At 69.6% G+C, this 14,792-nt stretch carries 12 protein-coding genes; 8 read left to right on the top strand and 4 right to left on the bottom strand.

From position 1 onward, the window contains the following. Positions 1-46: 46 nt before the first annotated feature. Positions 47-850, top strand: a complete 804-nt coding sequence (locus ACIBL3_RS28120; RefSeq protein ID WP_396356607.1) for an IclR family transcriptional regulator C-terminal domain-containing protein — start codon at positions 47-49, stop codon at positions 848-850. Here ACIBL3_RS28120 and ACIBL3_RS28115 read toward each other — a convergent pair. Continuing rightward, positions 783-1,724: a LysR family transcriptional regulator gene (locus tag ACIBL3_RS28115; RefSeq protein WP_396356606.1), complete on the bottom strand. Its 942-nt coding sequence runs from the start codon at positions 1,722-1,724 to the stop codon at positions 783-785. The two genes, ACIBL3_RS28120 and ACIBL3_RS28115, sit on opposite strands and share 68 nt — an antisense overlap. A gap of 77 nt (positions 1,725-1,801) precedes the next feature. On the opposite strand from ACIBL3_RS28115, the gene pcaD reads away from it, so the two are divergent. Together pcaD and ACIBL3_RS28105 are read left to right on the top strand one after the other, a co-directional pair. Continuing rightward, positions 1,802-2,593 (top strand): 3-oxoadipate enol-lactonase, encoded by a 792-nt coding sequence (gene pcaD, locus ACIBL3_RS28110; RefSeq protein ID WP_396356605.1) that lies wholly within the window; start codon positions 1,802-1,804, stop codon positions 2,591-2,593. Between the two features lie 22 nt (positions 2,594-2,615). After that, positions 2,616-3,272: a hypothetical protein gene (locus ACIBL3_RS28105; RefSeq protein WP_396356604.1), complete on the top strand. Its 657-nt coding sequence runs from the start codon at positions 2,616-2,618 to the stop codon at positions 3,270-3,272. A 201-nt stretch (positions 3,273-3,473) separates the two neighbouring features. Here ACIBL3_RS28105 and ACIBL3_RS28100 read toward each other — a convergent pair whose 3' ends face one another. Beyond that, on the bottom strand, positions 3,474-4,451 hold the full coding sequence (locus ACIBL3_RS28100) for a TAXI family TRAP transporter solute-binding subunit (RefSeq protein ID WP_396356602.1): 978 nt from the start codon (positions 4,449-4,451) through the stop codon (positions 3,474-3,476). Beyond that, complete coding sequence (locus ACIBL3_RS28095) at positions 4,448-6,472, bottom strand: TRAP transporter permease (protein WP_396356601.1); 2,025 nt, start codon at positions 6,470-6,472, stop codon at positions 4,448-4,450. The genes ACIBL3_RS28100 and ACIBL3_RS28095 overlap by 4 nt, the downstream gene beginning before the upstream one ends. A gap of 118 nt (positions 6,473-6,590) precedes the next feature. Here ACIBL3_RS28095 and ACIBL3_RS28090 point away from each other — a divergent pair, with 118 nt between their 5' ends. Together ACIBL3_RS28090 and ACIBL3_RS28085 are read left to right on the top strand one after the other, a co-directional pair. Then, a complete protein-coding gene (locus ACIBL3_RS28090) occupies positions 6,591-7,256 on the top strand; it encodes a response regulator transcription factor (protein WP_360473910.1) in 666 nt (221 codons plus the stop codon). A gap of 3 nt (positions 7,257-7,259) precedes the next feature. Continuing rightward, on the top strand, positions 7,260-8,633 hold the full coding sequence (locus ACIBL3_RS28085) for a sensor histidine kinase (protein WP_396356600.1): 1,374 nt from the start codon (positions 7,260-7,262) through the stop codon (positions 8,631-8,633). 28 nt (positions 8,634-8,661) lie between these two features. Here the strand turns inward: ACIBL3_RS28085 and ACIBL3_RS28080 are convergent, their stop codons facing one another. After that, positions 8,662-9,699: a TAXI family TRAP transporter solute-binding subunit gene (locus tag ACIBL3_RS28080; protein ID WP_396356599.1), complete on the bottom strand. Its 1,038-nt coding sequence runs from the start codon at positions 9,697-9,699 to the stop codon at positions 8,662-8,664. Positions 9,700-9,888: 189 nt separating this feature from the next. On the opposite strand from ACIBL3_RS28080, the gene ACIBL3_RS28075 reads away from it, so the two are divergent. The 3 genes from ACIBL3_RS28075 to ACIBL3_RS28065 all read left to right on the top strand — a co-directional run. Further along, positions 9,889-12,909: an alpha-mannosidase gene (locus ACIBL3_RS28075; protein ID WP_396356597.1), complete on the top strand. Its 3,021-nt coding sequence runs from the start codon at positions 9,889-9,891 to the stop codon at positions 12,907-12,909. A gap of 263 nt (positions 12,910-13,172) precedes the next feature. Further along, positions 13,173-14,498, top strand: coding sequence for a cytochrome P450 (locus tag ACIBL3_RS28070; protein WP_396356596.1), 1,326 nt, complete (start codon positions 13,173-13,175; stop codon positions 14,496-14,498). A gap of 127 nt (positions 14,499-14,625) precedes the next feature. After that, positions 14,626-14,792 (top strand): transposase domain-containing protein (locus ACIBL3_RS28065; RefSeq protein ID WP_396356838.1); only part of this gene is annotated, 167 nt, incomplete at its 3' end.

Here is a 14,792-nt window from a genome sequence, read left to right as displayed (position 1 = left end):
CTGTCAAGAGCTCAACTACGAAGAAGGGACTGCGAGAATGACCGCCATGAGCGAGGAGCGTGACCTCATCCGCAGCATCGAGCGCGGGTTCGCGGTCCTGCTGGCGTTCGACGCCGACCGCCCGACTCCGACCCTGGCCGAGCTCGCCACCGCGACCGGGCTTTCCCGCCCGGCAGTCCGCCGGATCCTGCTCACCCTGCAACGGCTCGGGTACGTCGCCGCCCAAGGCAGCAGGTGGTCGCTGACCCCACGGGTGCTCACCATCGGCCAGCACTACGCCGCGACCCATGGCTTCGTGGAGACCGCGCAACCACACCTGCTCCGGCTCGCCGAAGCGACGCAGGAGTCCGCTTCGCTGGCGCAACTCGACGGGACCGAGGTCGTGTACGTCGCCCGCGTCCAGGTGCGCCGGATCATGAGTGTCGCCGTCGACGTCGGCAGTCGCGTTCCGGCGTACGCGACCTCGATGGGCCGGGTGCTGACCGCCTGGGCCGACTCCGCGGTCGTTGACGCAGTCATCGCAGCCGGTCTGCCTCGGCTGGCGCAGCGGACGATCACGGATCCTACGGTCTACCGCGACTCGCTCCACAAGGTCCGCACGCAGGGCTTCGCGGTGGTCGAGTCCGAGCTCGAGGACGGCTTGCTGTCGGCCGCCGTCCCGGTCCGCGATCCGCGCGGTGACGTCCTCGCTGCGCTGGCCTACTCCACGACGTCCGGGCGGATGACGGCCGAGAAGGTCGTGACCACCGTCGTACCCGTGATGCTGGAGACGGCTGCGGCGATCACCGACGATCTGAAGTTGGTCGGGAATCCGCGTCCAGTGATCCCGGCGCGCGATGGGTTCTTCTGACCAGAGCCGTCAGTACGCCGAGAGCGCGCAGCAAATGTGGTGCGTCGTCATCAGTCCGCGTCGCGACCACCAACTCGACCTGAGCGCGACGAGTCAGTGGGCGATACGCAGCGCCTGGCACCCGGAGCTCCGCAACCGGCGCAGGCACTAGCGCCACACCTAGGCCAGCTGCCACGAACGTCACCAGCGTCGACGTCTCGGCAACGTCGTGCCGGACCCGAGGCTCGAACCCGGCCTCTCGGCACAACGCCAGCACCGTCGCCTGCAGCGCGGAACGACCACCACCCGCATGCATCACGAAGTCCTCGTCCGCCAGGTCCCGTAAGCGCACTCGCTTCCGCGCAGCCAACCGATGCCCATCGGGTACGGCGACGATCAGCCGCTCGGCCCGAAGCGTCTGCAACCGCAGCCCTGCCTCCTCGACAGGTCGCCGTAGCAGCGCCAGATCGATCTGCCCCGCATGCAAAGCCTCAACCTGCGCCGGCGCCAGCATCTCCCCCTGCACGGCCACGTCGACACCGGGCAACTCCTCGTGCAGCTTGCGCACCAGCGGCGGCAGCAGGCTGTACGTCGCCGAGCCCACGCACCCGATCACGAGCCGGCCCTGCGATCCGGCCGCAACCCGCTGCGCCTCCTGCCCCGCCGACGAGACCGCCGACAGGATCTCCTGCGCCCGCACGAGGTACGCCTCCCCGGCAGCAGTGAGCTCGACCCGCCGTGTGGTCCGCCGAAGCAGCCGCAGGCCGAGCTCGTCCTCCAACTGGCGGATCTGCTGCGACAGCGGCGGCTGGGCCATGTGCAGCCGCGCCGCCGCCCGGCCGAAGTGCCGTTCCTCGGCGACGGCGACGAAGTACCGCAGGTGCCGCAGTTCCACCGATTCATACTCGCAGAGTCTTGATCGAGCCGAAATGGATACTTCTCCCTCTCGGTCCGGACTCCTACTGTCAGGGGATGAGCGCTGTCCCGGTCGACCACGTCGTCAGCGGGCGGGCCGACGGGCCGGTCGTCGTGCTGTCCAACTCCCTCGGCGCCACCTGGGCGATGTGGGACGCCAACGTGGCCGAGTGGGAGCAGCACTTCACCGTCGTCCGGTACGACACCCGCGGCCACGGCCGCTCACCAGCTCCGCCCGGGCCGTACACCATCGACGACCTCGCAGACGACGTCCTCGCCCTGCTCGACCACCTGGCCCTGGACCGGGTCCACTTCGTCGGTCTCTCGCTCGGCGGCATGACCGGCATGCGCCTCGCCGCCCGCGCCCCGGAACGGATCGACCGGCTCGTCCTGCTCTGCACCGGCGCACGTCTCGAACCCGCGCAGCTGTGGACCGACCGCGCCGCGACCGTCAGAGCCGAAGGACCACAGGCGGTTGCCGAGACCGTCGTACGGCGCTGGTTCACAACCCACCGCCACGAGGAGCTCCGGGCGGAAGCCGAGAAGATGGTCGGATCGACGTCGACCGAAGGCTATGCGGCCTGCTGCGAGCTGATCGCCACCATGGACCTCCGCCCCGATCTGCCGGCCATTACGGCCCCCACTCTGGCGATCGCCGGGGCCGACGATCCGGCCACGCCACCACATCATCTGGAGCACATCGCGACCACGGTCCAGCACGGCCGACTGCTCGTCGTACCGCGGGCCGCGCACCTCGCCAACGCCGAGCGCGCGGACGTGATCACGCCGGCTGTCACGGACCACTTGCGACGGTTGCACTCTGCGGTGGATGGGCACACGCTGGAGTGAAGACCCCCTGGAGGTGGTTGTCATGACCGCTTCGACGCTCGAACTGGCCCTGACCTACGAACATGCCCGGATTCGTGAGCTGGCCGGTCCGGCTCAGCATCCGGCCGCCGCGCATCCGGACCGCAGGCATCAGACCGACTGGTTCTACGCCATCGCGGCCCAGCACCTCGCCGCTGCCGAGGACATCCTCCTCCCGCGCGTCCGCCGTCTGCCCGACGGCGACGAGCTGGTCACCAGGTACGTCGGCAACGCGAAGGAGCTGGAGCGGTCGCTGCGATTCCTGAAGGGCCGCCAGTACGGCGACAGCCGCATGCAGGACCTGTCGTCGTACGAGGTGTGGCAGTCGATCGACCGGCTGCTCGCCCGGCACGAACTCCTGGAGACCACCTGCAGCCAACGGCTCAGTGAGCAGCTGGACGACGCGGAGGTCAACACACTGACGGAGGAACTGCTGGAGGCGGAAGAGGTGGCTCCGACCAGGGCACACCCGTACTCGCCCCACACCGGGATGGCAGGCCGGCTGGCGCATCGCATGTGGCGGATGGCCGACTCCGCGTGGGACAGCGCCGAGGGCCGCGTCATTCCGACGAAGTACCACGTGCACCCGAAGCGCGACTCGGCTCTGTCGCACTACCTGTACGGCACGCCGCTGCCGGGGACCGAGGAAGACGCCAAGTAGGCCGTGCCGGCCACGGCCTGGGAAGTGACCGGGCCCGGCGTCCTCCGGATGCCTCCGGAGGGCCGGGCCCGGCCTGCCTGCTCTCACTGCGCCTGGTTGTGAGAGCCGGCTCGGCCCCGCCTTCGCTGCGCCTGGTTTGCGGAGGTGGGACCGTTGTGCCCTCTCCCGCTGCGCCTGGTGTGCGGAAGAGGACAGTCCGGTCTACTTCAACCCGTCGATCGCCTTCTTCGCGCCCGGGTGCACCGGCACCGGGTCGGTGTTGCCGGCGTTCGCGAGCTCGATACCCTTGGCCGCCGCGTTCACCGCGACCAGGGCGTCCCTGTTCTCGTAGATGACCTTGGTGAGCTGCTCAGCCAGGTCGTCCTTCATGTTCTTGCGGACCAGCAGCACGTTCGGCACCACGATGGTCGCCACGTCGGCCGGCTGCTTGTACGTCGCCGCCGGGATCGGCGCCTGGCTGTAGACCGAGCCGTACTTCTCCTGCATCTTCGGCAGCAGGTCAGCGATCGGGATCAGCTTGACGTTCTTGCCCATGCTCGTGGTCAGGTCGGTGATGCCGCCGGTCGGCAGGCCGCCGGACCAGACCAGCGCGTCGATCGAACCGGACTTCATCGCGTCCACCGACTCCGGCAGGCCGAGCCGCTGCGCGGTGACGTCCTTCGCCGGGTCCAGGCCCGCCGCCTCGAGCAGCCGCCGGGCGATCACCTCGGTGCCCGAGTTCGGCGAGCCGGTCGAGACCCGCTTGCCCTTGAGGTCGGCGATCGAGTTGATGTTGGCCGACGTACGCACGGCGACCTGCGTGTAGTTGTTGTAGAGCCGGGTCAGGGCGACGACGTCCTGCGGCTGCTGGAAGCTGTTCTCGCCCTTCACCGCGTCGGCCGCGGTGTCACCGAGCGAGAACGCGATGTCGTAGTTCCCCGCCACCAGGCCCTGCACGTTCTGCACCGAGGCGCCGGTCTCGCTCGCCGTCGCGCGGTAGCCGGAGACCTTCTGCGAGATCAGTGACGCCAGCGCTCCGCCGAGCTGGTAGTACACCCCGGTGGTGTTGCCGGTGGCAATGGTCAGCCGGCCGCCGTCGGCCGAACCGGATCCGGAGGGTTCTCGCTGACCACCGCAGGCGACCAGCGAGACGGATGCGGCGAGCGCCACCAGGGCGGCAGGGAGGCGACGGATTCTCATGAAGCGGCGGATCCTTCCGTTGGCCCGACCTGACGCGAGCGCCGGATCAGGTTGATGACGACGGCAACAAGTAGCAAACAGATTCCGGCCGTGATGGTTACGGGCGCGAGGTAAAGCAGCAGTACGGCGGCCGGCGCGCAGACGGCCCGCTCGAGCCAGCCGGCCTCGACCACGATCCAGCCACCGGTCACCACCGCGAGCGCCGCGATGGCCAGGATCGAGACGGCCAGCGTCCACAGCATGCCGACGAACGCGCCCTGGCCGAGCAGGTGCGCGCCGTTGTCGGTGAGCACGAACGCGAACGGCACCAGGAACGCCGGCAGCGTGTACTTCCACGCCTGCCACATCGTCGGCATCACCCTGCCGCCGGTGATCGCGGAGGTCGCCACCGCTGCCAGCGCGGTCGGCGGTGACACCTCCGACAGCACCGCGTAGTAGAAGATGAACATGTACGCCTCGGGCTGCGTCACCCCGAGCTGCACCAGCGCCGGCGCGATGATCACCGCGGCGATGATGAACGACGCGGTCACCGGCACCGCAAGGCCGAGGATCAGCACCGCGAACGCGGACAGCACCACGGTCAGGATCAGCACCACGGTGTGGTTGTCGGTCAGCCCGCGGGCCGCGCCGACGATGATCTCGGCCAGGTTCAGTCCGAGCCCGGTCTGGGTGGTGACCGCGACGATCACGCCGGCGGTCGCACAGGTTGCCGCCACCGGCAGCACCGAACGGGTGCCCTGGGCAAGCGCCTTGAACAGCGGCTTCGCGGTCAGCCGGTGCTCACCGTCCAGGAACGACAGCGCGAACTGGACGAGCACCGCGTAGACCACGGCCTTGAACGGCGGCACGTCCACCGCCATGAAGCCGATGATCACGAACAACGAGAGGAAGTGGTACCCGAACCGCATCAGCAGCCGCAGCGCCGAGTCCGTCGACGTCTCCGCCGACGTGGTCCCGTGCCGGCGGGCGTCGATCTCGATCGCGAGCAGGATGCCCAGGTAGTACAGGATGGTCGGGATGACGGCGTACCCGAGGACGGTCAGGTAGGACACCTGCAGGAACTCGGCGATGATGAACGCCGCCGCGCCGAGGGTCGGCGGCGACAGGATCGCGCCGATGCCGGAGGCGGCCAGCATGCCGCCGGCGGGTTCGGGCGGGTACCCGGCCCGCCGCAGGATCGGCCACGACACCGTGCCGAGCGAGACCGCGGTCGCCGTCCCCGATCCGGAGACGCTGCCGAGCAGGAAGCCGGCCAGGGTGACCGTGCGGCCGGGCGCCGTACGACTGCGCTTGAAGGCGGCGAACGACAGGTCGATGAAGAACTTGCCCGCACCGGAGTAGTCCAGTACGGCGCCGTAGATCGTGAACAGCACGATGTAGCTGGCCGCGACGGCCAACGGCGTCCCGTAGAAGCCGGCCGTGCCCATGGTGAACTGCGCGATGATCGCGTCGAAGTTGAAGCCCTGGTGCGCCAGCGACCAGGTGTAGGGCAGGAAGCCGCCGTAGTACGCGTAGGCGATGAACAGCAGGCTGAAGGCGGGCAGGACCCATCCAGTGGTACGGCGGCAGGCCTCGAGCAGAAGCAGTAGCAACAGCGCGCCGACCACCACATCGAGACCCGTCGGCGCTTGCCGGCGTTCCAGGTAACCGTCGAAGTCGAGCAGCGGGTAGACGCAGACCGCGAACGCGACCACGGCCAGGATCCAGTCGGTGATCCCGGGGTCGTCGTTCGACCGGTTCCGGAACGGGTTGAGGAACGGCGGGACCTTCCAGCCGCGGTAACAGAGCAGCGTGATCGGCAGAACGGCTGCGAGAAAGATCACCAGGTAAAACTGCGTGCCTTGTGGTAGAGGGAAGAACACCTGCAGCAGCACGCCGACGCTGACGATTGCGCACCAGACCGCAATCACCAGATCCAGGGCAGGCCGAAGCCGCCGAGCGGGCCGTTCCTGCTCGTACTCGGCGAGTTCTTCGTCGGAGGGCGCGGCCGAGCCGGCCCCCGTACCGATACCGACAGTCATCTACCGGTTCCCTCCTGTGTCCGGAAGGCTAATGTTGCCGAACACTGCGTGGAGTCGCGTGATTACGTCTTTACCAAGATCTGACACATATGAGCGTCACCTGGCCTACGATCTCGGCATGAGTGGCGCGGTCAGGATCTTGTTGGTCGAGGACGATCTCGATATCGCGAATGCCCTGATACCCGCGTTGCGGCGCTACGGCCTGATGGTGACGCATGTCCGGACGGCCGCTGACGCCCTCGCGGCGGACCCCGGCGACCTGGTCCTGCTGGACCTCGGCCTGCCGGACGGGGACGGTATCAACGTGTGCCGGCAGATCCGCACGGTGTCGGACGTGCCGGTGATCGCGGTGACCGCGCGCGGCGAGGCGGCCGACCGGGTGCGGGGGTTGCGCAGCGGCGCCGACGACTATGTGGTGAAACCGTTCGCGATATCCGAGCTGCTGGCCCGGATCGATGCTGTACTTCGTCGTACCGGCCTCTTGCAGCCCCGCCCCCGGGTGACCGTCGGCGACCTGACCGTGGACATCGAGGCCCGGACCGTCCAGGTCGCGGACAAGCCCATCGCCCTGACCCGCAAGGAGTTCGACGTGCTAGCTGTGCTGGCCGCTCACCACGGCCGGGTGGTCCCGCGCGAACAGGTCGCCCTGTACGCGTGGCAGTCCGTCTTCGAGGCCTCGTCGCGCACCATGGACGTGCACGTCGCCAGCCTGCGCGCCAAGCTCGGCCGGCCCGAGCTGGTCCAGACCATCCGCGGTGTCGGTTACCGCCTGGGTTCGGACTGACCGTTGCGCCGTCGCCTGCTGCAGTCGCTCGTACCGATGGTGATCGTCCTCGCCATCGTCGCCGCCGTACCGCTGGCCAACTACATCGCCACCAGTACGTCGCGCACGCTGTTCCTGTCCCGCAGCAACGACGCGGACTGGTTCGCCACGATGGCCGAGTCGCCGCTGCAGTCCGGTGACATCGCCAACCTGCGTGAGCTGGCCGTGCGCTACCACGAGCTCTACAACACCCCGGTGTTCGTCGTGGACGTCGACCGCAAGGTCGTCGCCACGTCCCGCTCCGGCGTGAACGTGGACGAGCCGGACCTCAAGACCGCCCTCGACAGCACGCTGGCCGGCCGGCTGCCGGCCGAGCCGCCGGCCCTGTTCCCGTGGCGCACCGGCGAGATGGTGGTCGCCCGCCCGGTCGTCAACAACGGCCGCGTGCTCGGCGCCGCCGTACTGCGGGTGCCGACCGAGAAGGCCCGCGACCAGGTGGAGCGCGGTCTGCTGCTGCTCCTCGGCGGTCTGCTGATCAGCATCGGCGCGATCGTCATCGGTATCGTCCGGCCGATCACCCGCTGGGTGCTGCGGCCGCTGAACGACCTGGACAACGCGACCCACCAGATCACCCGCGGCGCCCTCGACACCCGGGTGTCCACCGACGGCCGTGCGCCCGAGCTCCGGCGACTCGGCGACAGCTTCAACTCGATGGCGCTCAGCCTGCACCAGGCCCGCCAGCGCGAGCGTGAGTTCGTCGCCGACGCGTCGCACCAGCTCCGGACGCCGCTCACCTCGGCCCGGATCCACATCGAGGGCCTGTCCCGGCTGTCGCCGACCGCGCGGTTCGCGCTCAGCGACATCGACCGGCTCGGCCGGATCGTCCAGCGGCTGTCCCGGCTGGCCGGCTCGGACCGCCCCGGAGCCGATGCCGAGGGCAACGAAGAGCCGCTGGACCTGGCCCAGGCGGTGAAGGAGCGGCTGGTCGGCTGGAAGGCCGTGTACGCCGCCGACGACCTGGAGCTCATCATCGGCGAAATGGTGCCGGGTGGGGTCGCGCCGGAGCTCGAGGTCGACGACATCCTCGACGTCCTGCTCGACAACGCCTCCAAGTACGGCGCTCCGCCGGTGGAGGTCTCGGTGACCCGGGACGGCACCGAGGTGGTCATGTCGGTCCGCGACCACGGCCTCGGACTCGGGTCGCGCGACCTGAAGAAGGTCGGCGAGCGGTTCTGGCGCAGCGCCCACCACCGCGAGATGCCGGGCACCGGCCTGGGCCTCGCGATCGTCCGCTCCGAGGCCGCCCGCGTCGGCGGCCGCGTCGTCGCCCGCCCCCCGATCGGCGGCGGCCTCGTCATCGAGGTCCGAGTCCCCCTCATCGACGACTACGACGCCTGACAGCCGGTACGGCGTACCGGCTGCCGGGTCAGATGTGGTTGGCGCGGTACCAGCGTTCGGCGGCGGGGTGGAGGGGGATCGGCATGGTGGCGATCGCCGAGCGCGGGTCGAGTGAGCCGGCCTCCTGGTGCGCGGCCATCAGGTCGTTCTGCCGGCGGAACATCGTGTTGACCGTCCACCAGGCCCACGAGTCGGACAGGTTCGGCCGGGCGATCAGGTAGTTCGGCACCGCCAGGGTCGGCACCGAGCTGGCCAGGCCGTACACCGAGGGCGGGATCGAGGACACGATGTAGCCGCCGAACCGCTTGAGCGAGATCTCCTCGGCGACCGTGCCGATGTCGACCAGCCGGAAGCCGACCGACTTCTGCAGCAAGGCGATCGGGGTGGTCGGCAGGCCGCCGCTCCAGATCAAGGCGTCGATCCCGGGGCCCTTGCCCATCCGGTCGGCCTTCTCCTTCAGCGACTTGACCGCGTCCTCGAGCGAGAGGTTGGTCGTCCGCACCTTCCGGAGCTTGGCCGTCTCCAGGATCAGGTCGGCCACCACCTTGGTCCCGGAGTTCATCGGGCCGACGTTGACCGTCAGGCCGCTCAGGTCCTTCAGCTGGACGGCGTTCGACGCGGTCGGCACCACGACGTGCACGTAGTTGTCGTAGGTCCGGGCCAGCGCGCTGAACTTGAGCCCGCCGGAGCTGAACAACCCGGTGCCCTCGTGCGCGTTCAGCGCGGTGTCCGACGTGGTGAAGCCCATGTCGACCTTCATGCCGGCCACCTGCTGCAGGTTGTCGACCGACCCGCCGGAGGCCAGCGTCCGCATCTCCATCCCGGTCACCTCGCTGACCAGCTTCGCGAGCCCGGTGCCGAAGACGTCGTACACACCGCCCTTGTTGCCGGTCGCCAGCGTGGCCGGGCCGGCCGGGGCAGGCTCGTCGGAGCGACCGCGGGAGCAGCCCGGCACAGCCAGCGCGGCTGCCGCGGCAGCACCGAGCCCGAGCACGCTGCGGCGGGTCATTCCGCTGGGTTTGAGGAGGCCGTTCCCGGGAGGGGTCAGGAGGCGGGGGCGATCCATGCAGGACAACCTAGACGGCAACAGGTCCGATCCGGTAGCCGCGGCCGCAGACTGCGATCCGGCCGCTACCAGGAGTGCGACGACGAACTGCGTCTGGACGGGCCTGGGGTGGGTGTGACAGCGTTGTCATCGCAGCGGCCGCGTGGGTCGCAGGACTAGGCACGGCAGATACCCCCGGAGGATGATTTCGTGCACGACGACCGTCAACTCATCGAGGAGCGGCTCCAGCGCGCCCTGCGGGAGCGGATCCGCCCCGCGATCTACGGCGCGGCGGTCCCGCTGGACATCCAGGTGTGGCACGCCCCGGGCGAGCCGGTGCCGGCCGCCGAGGCGATCGCGGCCACCTACGAGCCGGCCGCGATCGGCCTGCCCTGGGGTCCCGCCTGGGGGACCGCGTGGTTCAAGTTCAGCGGCCAGGTGCCGGCCGAGTGGGCCGGCCGCGAGATCGAGGCCGTGGTCGACCTCGGCTTCAGCGGCGGCCCCGGGTTCTCCGCGGAGGGCCTGATCCACACCACGTCCGGCGTACCGCTCAAGGGCCTGCACCCGCGGCAGACCTACGCCCCGCTGTCGATCCTCGGCCCCGACGGTACGGCGGCCTCGCCCGGCGACCGGATCGAGTTCTACGTCGAGGCGGCGGCCAACCCCGAGGTGCTGGGGTCGAACGCGTTCGCGCCCACCGACATCGGCAGCAAGCCGGAGCCGGGCGGCACGCCGATCTACCGGCTGGCCCGCGCCGACCTGGCCGTCTTCAACGCCGAGGTGTGGGACCTGATCCTCGACCTGGAGGCACTGGACGGCCTGCAGAAGGAGCTGTCGCCGCAGGAGCCGCGCCGCCGCGAGATCCTGCGGTCGCTGAGCCGCGCGCTGGACGCGCTGGACTACGAGAACGTCGCCGGCACCGCAGCCGACGCTCGCGCGCAGCTGACTGACGCCCTGAGCCGCCCGGCGCACGCCAGCGCCCACCAACTGTCCGCGGTCGGGCACGCGCACATCGACTCCGCCTGGCTCTGGCCGCTGCGGGAGACCCGCCGCAAGGTGGCCCGGACCGTCTCCAACGTCGCCACCTTGGCGCAGGAGTACCCGGAGCTGGTCTTCGCGTTCTCGCAAGCCCAGCAGCACGCCTGGGTGAAGGACAACTACCCCGAGGTGTGGGAGCGGCTGAAGAAAGCCGTTGCCGACGGCACCATCGTCCCGGTCGGCGGCATGTGGGTCGAGTCCGACACCAACCTGCCCGGCGGCGAGGCGCTGGCCCGCCAGTTCGTGCACGGCAAGAAGTTCTTCCTGGACGAGTACGGGATCGACACCCAGGAGGTCTGGCTGCCGGACTCGTTCGGCTACACCGCGGCGCTGCCGCAGCTGGTGAAGCTGTCCGGCTCGAAGTGGTTCCTGACCCAGAAGATCTCCTGGAACAAGGAGAACAGGTTCCCGCACCACACCTTCTGGTGGGAGGGCCTGGACGGGACCCGGGTGTTCACCCACTTCCCGCCGATCGACACCTACAACTCCGACCTGTCCGGTCGCGAGCTAGCGCACGCGCAGCGCAACTTCGCCGAGAACGGCGCGGCGACCCGCTCGCTGGTGCCGTTCGGGTACGGCGACGGCGGTGGCGGCCCCACCCGGGAGTTCGTCGCGACCGCGCGCCGGGTGGCCAACCTGGAGTCCTCGCCGCGGGTGACGATCGAGTCCCCGACCGAGTTCTTCAGCGCGGCCGAGGAGGAGTACCACGACCACGCGCCGGTCTGGTCGGGCGAACTCTACCTGGAGATCCACCGCGCGACCTACACCTCGCAGGCCAAGACCAAGCAGGGCAACCGACGCAGCGAGCACCTGCTCCGCGAGGCCGAGCTCTGGTCCGCCGCGGCGGTCGTCGCGGGCAAGCTCGACGCGTACCCGTACGAGGACCTGGACCGGATCTGGAAGGCCGTGCTGCTGAACCAGTTCCACGACATCCTTCCGGGCTCGTCGATCTCGTGGGTGCACCGCGAGGCCGAGGCGACGTACGCGCAGCTGGCGTCGGAGCTCGAGGCGATCATCGCGACGGCGCAGCAGGCACTGGCCGGCTCCGGTGACGCGCAGATCGTCTTCAACGCCGCGCCGCACAGCCGCAACGGTGTCGCTGGCCTGGGCGCCGGTGTCGCCGCCGGCGAAGGCCAGTCCGTCTCGGTGGAGAACGGCGTACTGGACAACGGGCGGATCCGGGTCACGATCGACGAGCGCGGCCTGATCACCTCCCTGTACGACGTGGAGGCCGCGCGCGAGGTGATCGCGCCGGGCACCGCGGGCAACCTGCTGCAGCTGCACGTGGACACCCCGAACCACTGGGACGCGTGGGACGTCGACTCGTTCTACAAGAACAACGTTCGGGACGTGACCGAGGTGGACAGCGTCGACTTCAGCACCGTCTCCGGTGTCGCGACGGTCGTCGTGAAGCGGTCCTTCAACCGGTCGTCGGTCACCCAGACGCTGCGGCTGCGGCCGGGCGCCAAGCGGGTCGACATCGAGACCACGATCGACTGGCACGAGGCGGAGAAGTTCCTGAAGGCGGCGTACCCGGTCGACGTGCACGCCGACCGGTCGGCGTCGGAGACCCAGTTCGGGCACATCTTCCGGCCGACCCACCAGAACACCTCGTGGGACGCGGCGAAGTTCGAGATCGCGGCGCACCGCTGGGTGCACGTCGGCGAACCCGGGTACGGCGTCGCCGTGGTCAACGACTCGACGTACGGCCACGACGTCAACCGGACCGCCCGCGAGGACGGCGGCACCACCACGACGATCCGGACGTCGCTGATCCGGGCGCCGCGGTTCCCCGACCCGCAGACCGACCAGGGCGTGCACACCGTCAACCACGCGCTGGTGGTCGGCGCCGGCATCCCGGACGCGATCGAGGAGGGCTACCGGATCAACCTGCCGGAGCGGGTCGTCACCGGCGCCGACGGGGTCGCCCCGATCGTTGCCGTCGACAACCCGAACGTGATCGTCGAGGCGCTGAAGCTGGCCGACGACGAGTCCGGTGACGTGGTCGTCCGGCTCTACGAGTCCACCGGCGGCCGCTCCCGCGCCACCATCACCCCGTCGTTCGCGACGGCCTCGGCAACCGAGGTAGACCTCCTCGAACGCCACCTGGCCGACCGTGAGCTCGTGGACGGCGGCGTGACCTTCGAACTCCGCCCCTTCCAAATCCTCACCCTCCGCTTCACCCGCTCCTGACCCCCACCCCACGAAGGCCCGCCCGGCACACCCGGGCGGGCCTTCCGCCTTTGGCTGGCTGACCAGCCGAACGCGGGGTTTGCCACCCTGGTTCCGGGTGGCAAACCCACAAGCCCGCTGGTCAGCCAGCGAAATGGGCGGCGACGATGGTGGCGAAGGCGGCCATTTCTCGGCTGGTGGCCGCGCTTGTTGCATTCGACGCCCAGACATAGGCAACAGTTCACCGAGCTGACGTAGGTTGGAGACCCCGGCTAGGAGGTGGCATGGCCTCGACACCTTTGCTCGGCTCCCGGACGCTCGATCGGCAGACGGCTCGCACACTGCCGCCGGGTCCGCGGTTGCCCACGCTGGCCCAGACCGTGCTGTTCGCGAGTCACCGCAAGACGTTCTTCCCGCGGATGCGCGAGCGGTACGGCGACGTGTTCACGATCCGCCTGGTCCCGTCGAGCCGCGTGGTCGTCGTACTGAGCAGACCGGAGCACATCCGGGAGGTGTTCGGCAGCCCGCCGTCGGTGATGCACGCGGGCGAGGGCAACACGGTGCTGGAGCCGATCATGGGCGCGCACTCGTTGCTGCTGCTCGACGACGAGGACCACGTCCGGATGCGGCGACAGCTGATGCCTGCCTTCTCCGGACAGGCGCTGCGTGGGTACGCCGGGATGGTCCACGAGCTCGCCCGCGCCGAAGTCGAGACCTGGCCGGTCGGCAAGCCGTTCAAGCTGCACCAGCGGATGCGGAACCTCACGCTGGAGGTGATCCTGCAGGTCGTGTTCGGCGTGACGGACTCCGACAAACTGAACCGGCTCCGGCCGCTGCTGGACAAGATCGTCTCGGTGTCACCGGTGATCATGCTCGGCGGGTTCTACCCGGCGCTGCTCCGGGTGCCACCGTGGCGGACGTACCTGACCGTGCAGCAGCAGGTCGACGAGATCCTGTACGACGAGATCGCCCGGCGACGCGGGAACCTTGCCGGACGCAACGACGTACTCTCCCGACTGCTTGCCGCGGGCAACTGGTCGGACGTGGAGCTGCGGGACCAGCTGGTCACCTTGCTGCTGGCCGGGCACGAGACCACCGCGACGGCGCTGGCGTGGGCCTTCCACGAGCTCGCCCGGCGGCCGGAGGACCTGGCGTTCGGGCAACGGGCCGCGGACGCGGGGGCGGACGAGGAGCTGGAGGCGATCGCGAAGGAGGCGATGCGGCTGCATCCGGTCGTCTACCAGGTCGGCCGGCGGCTGACCGAGACCGCGGACGTGGCCGGCTACCGGTTGCCGCGCGGGACCACGATCATGGCGGCGATCGGGCTGGTGCACCGCGACGGCGAGCACTTCCCGGCGCCGGAGGACTTCCGCCCGCAACGCTTCCTCGACGACGACCCGCCGGCCCCCGGCACCTGGATCCCCTTCGGCGGCGGCGCCCGCCGCTGCATCGGCGCCGGCTTCTCCCTCATGGAAGCCACCGAAATCCTCCGCGCCGCCCTCGCCACCCACAACTTCACCACCCCGAACCCCACCCCCGAACCAGCCAAACCCAAAAACGTCACGCTGGTCCCCGCCCGAGGCGCCGAGGTAGTCGTCACCCCCCGCTAACCCCAACGCCGTTCGGTTACGGATCGCGCTGGTGGCGCAACTTCCGGCGTTGCGGCTGGCGAGATGGGTGCAGCCCTTGTAGGGATGTCCGGTCCTCCAAGACTGGTCTTCCCCAACAAAGGCTGCGATGCCCGATTCTGCCATCACCCCTGCGCCTGGGGTCTTCGCCCCGGGGCATCTGGGCGAGTTGACCCAGGTCGTTCCGTTCGAGCTTGTCGATGAGGCGCTCACTGCTGCGGGCGGGCGTGAGCAGCGGTTGCGGCGACTGCCGTCGCGGGTGGTGGTCTATCTGCT

It is taken from the genome of Kribbella sp. NPDC050124 (assembly GCF_044460355.1).
In the GTDB taxonomy this organism is placed as follows: Bacteria; Actinomycetota; Actinomycetes; order Propionibacteriales; family Kribbellaceae; genus Kribbella.
Note: the sequence above shows the minus strand (reverse complement) of the source record. Positions and strands in the feature narration are given on the sequence as shown.

What these genes read in the sequence shown, in the direction of transcription:
- ACIBL3_RS28120 (WP_396356607.1), top strand. Translation starts at nt 47, where the DNA reads ATGAGCGAGGAGCGTGACCTCATCCGCAGCATCGAGCGCGGGTTCGCG.
- pcaD (WP_396356605.1), top strand. Translation starts at nt 1,802, where the DNA reads ATGAGCGCTGTCCCGGTCGACCACGTCGTCAGCGGGCGGGCCGACGGG.
- ACIBL3_RS28105 (WP_396356604.1), top strand. Translation starts at nt 2,616, where the DNA reads ATGACCGCTTCGACGCTCGAACTGGCCCTGACCTACGAACATGCCCGG.
- ACIBL3_RS28100 (WP_396356602.1), bottom strand. Translation starts at nt 4,451, where the DNA reads ATGAGAATCCGTCGCCTCCCTGCCGCCCTGGTGGCGCTCGCCGCATCC.
- ACIBL3_RS28095 (WP_396356601.1), bottom strand. Translation starts at nt 6,472, where the DNA reads ATGACTGTCGGTATCGGTACGGGGGCCGGCTCGGCCGCGCCCTCCGAC.
- ACIBL3_RS28090 (WP_360473910.1), top strand. Translation starts at nt 6,591, where the DNA reads ATGAGTGGCGCGGTCAGGATCTTGTTGGTCGAGGACGATCTCGATATC.
- ACIBL3_RS28080 (WP_396356599.1), bottom strand. Translation starts at nt 9,699, where the DNA reads ATGGATCGCCCCCGCCTCCTGACCCCTCCCGGGAACGGCCTCCTCAAA.
- ACIBL3_RS28070 (WP_396356596.1), top strand. Translation starts at nt 13,173, where the DNA reads ATGGCCTCGACACCTTTGCTCGGCTCCCGGACGCTCGATCGGCAGACG.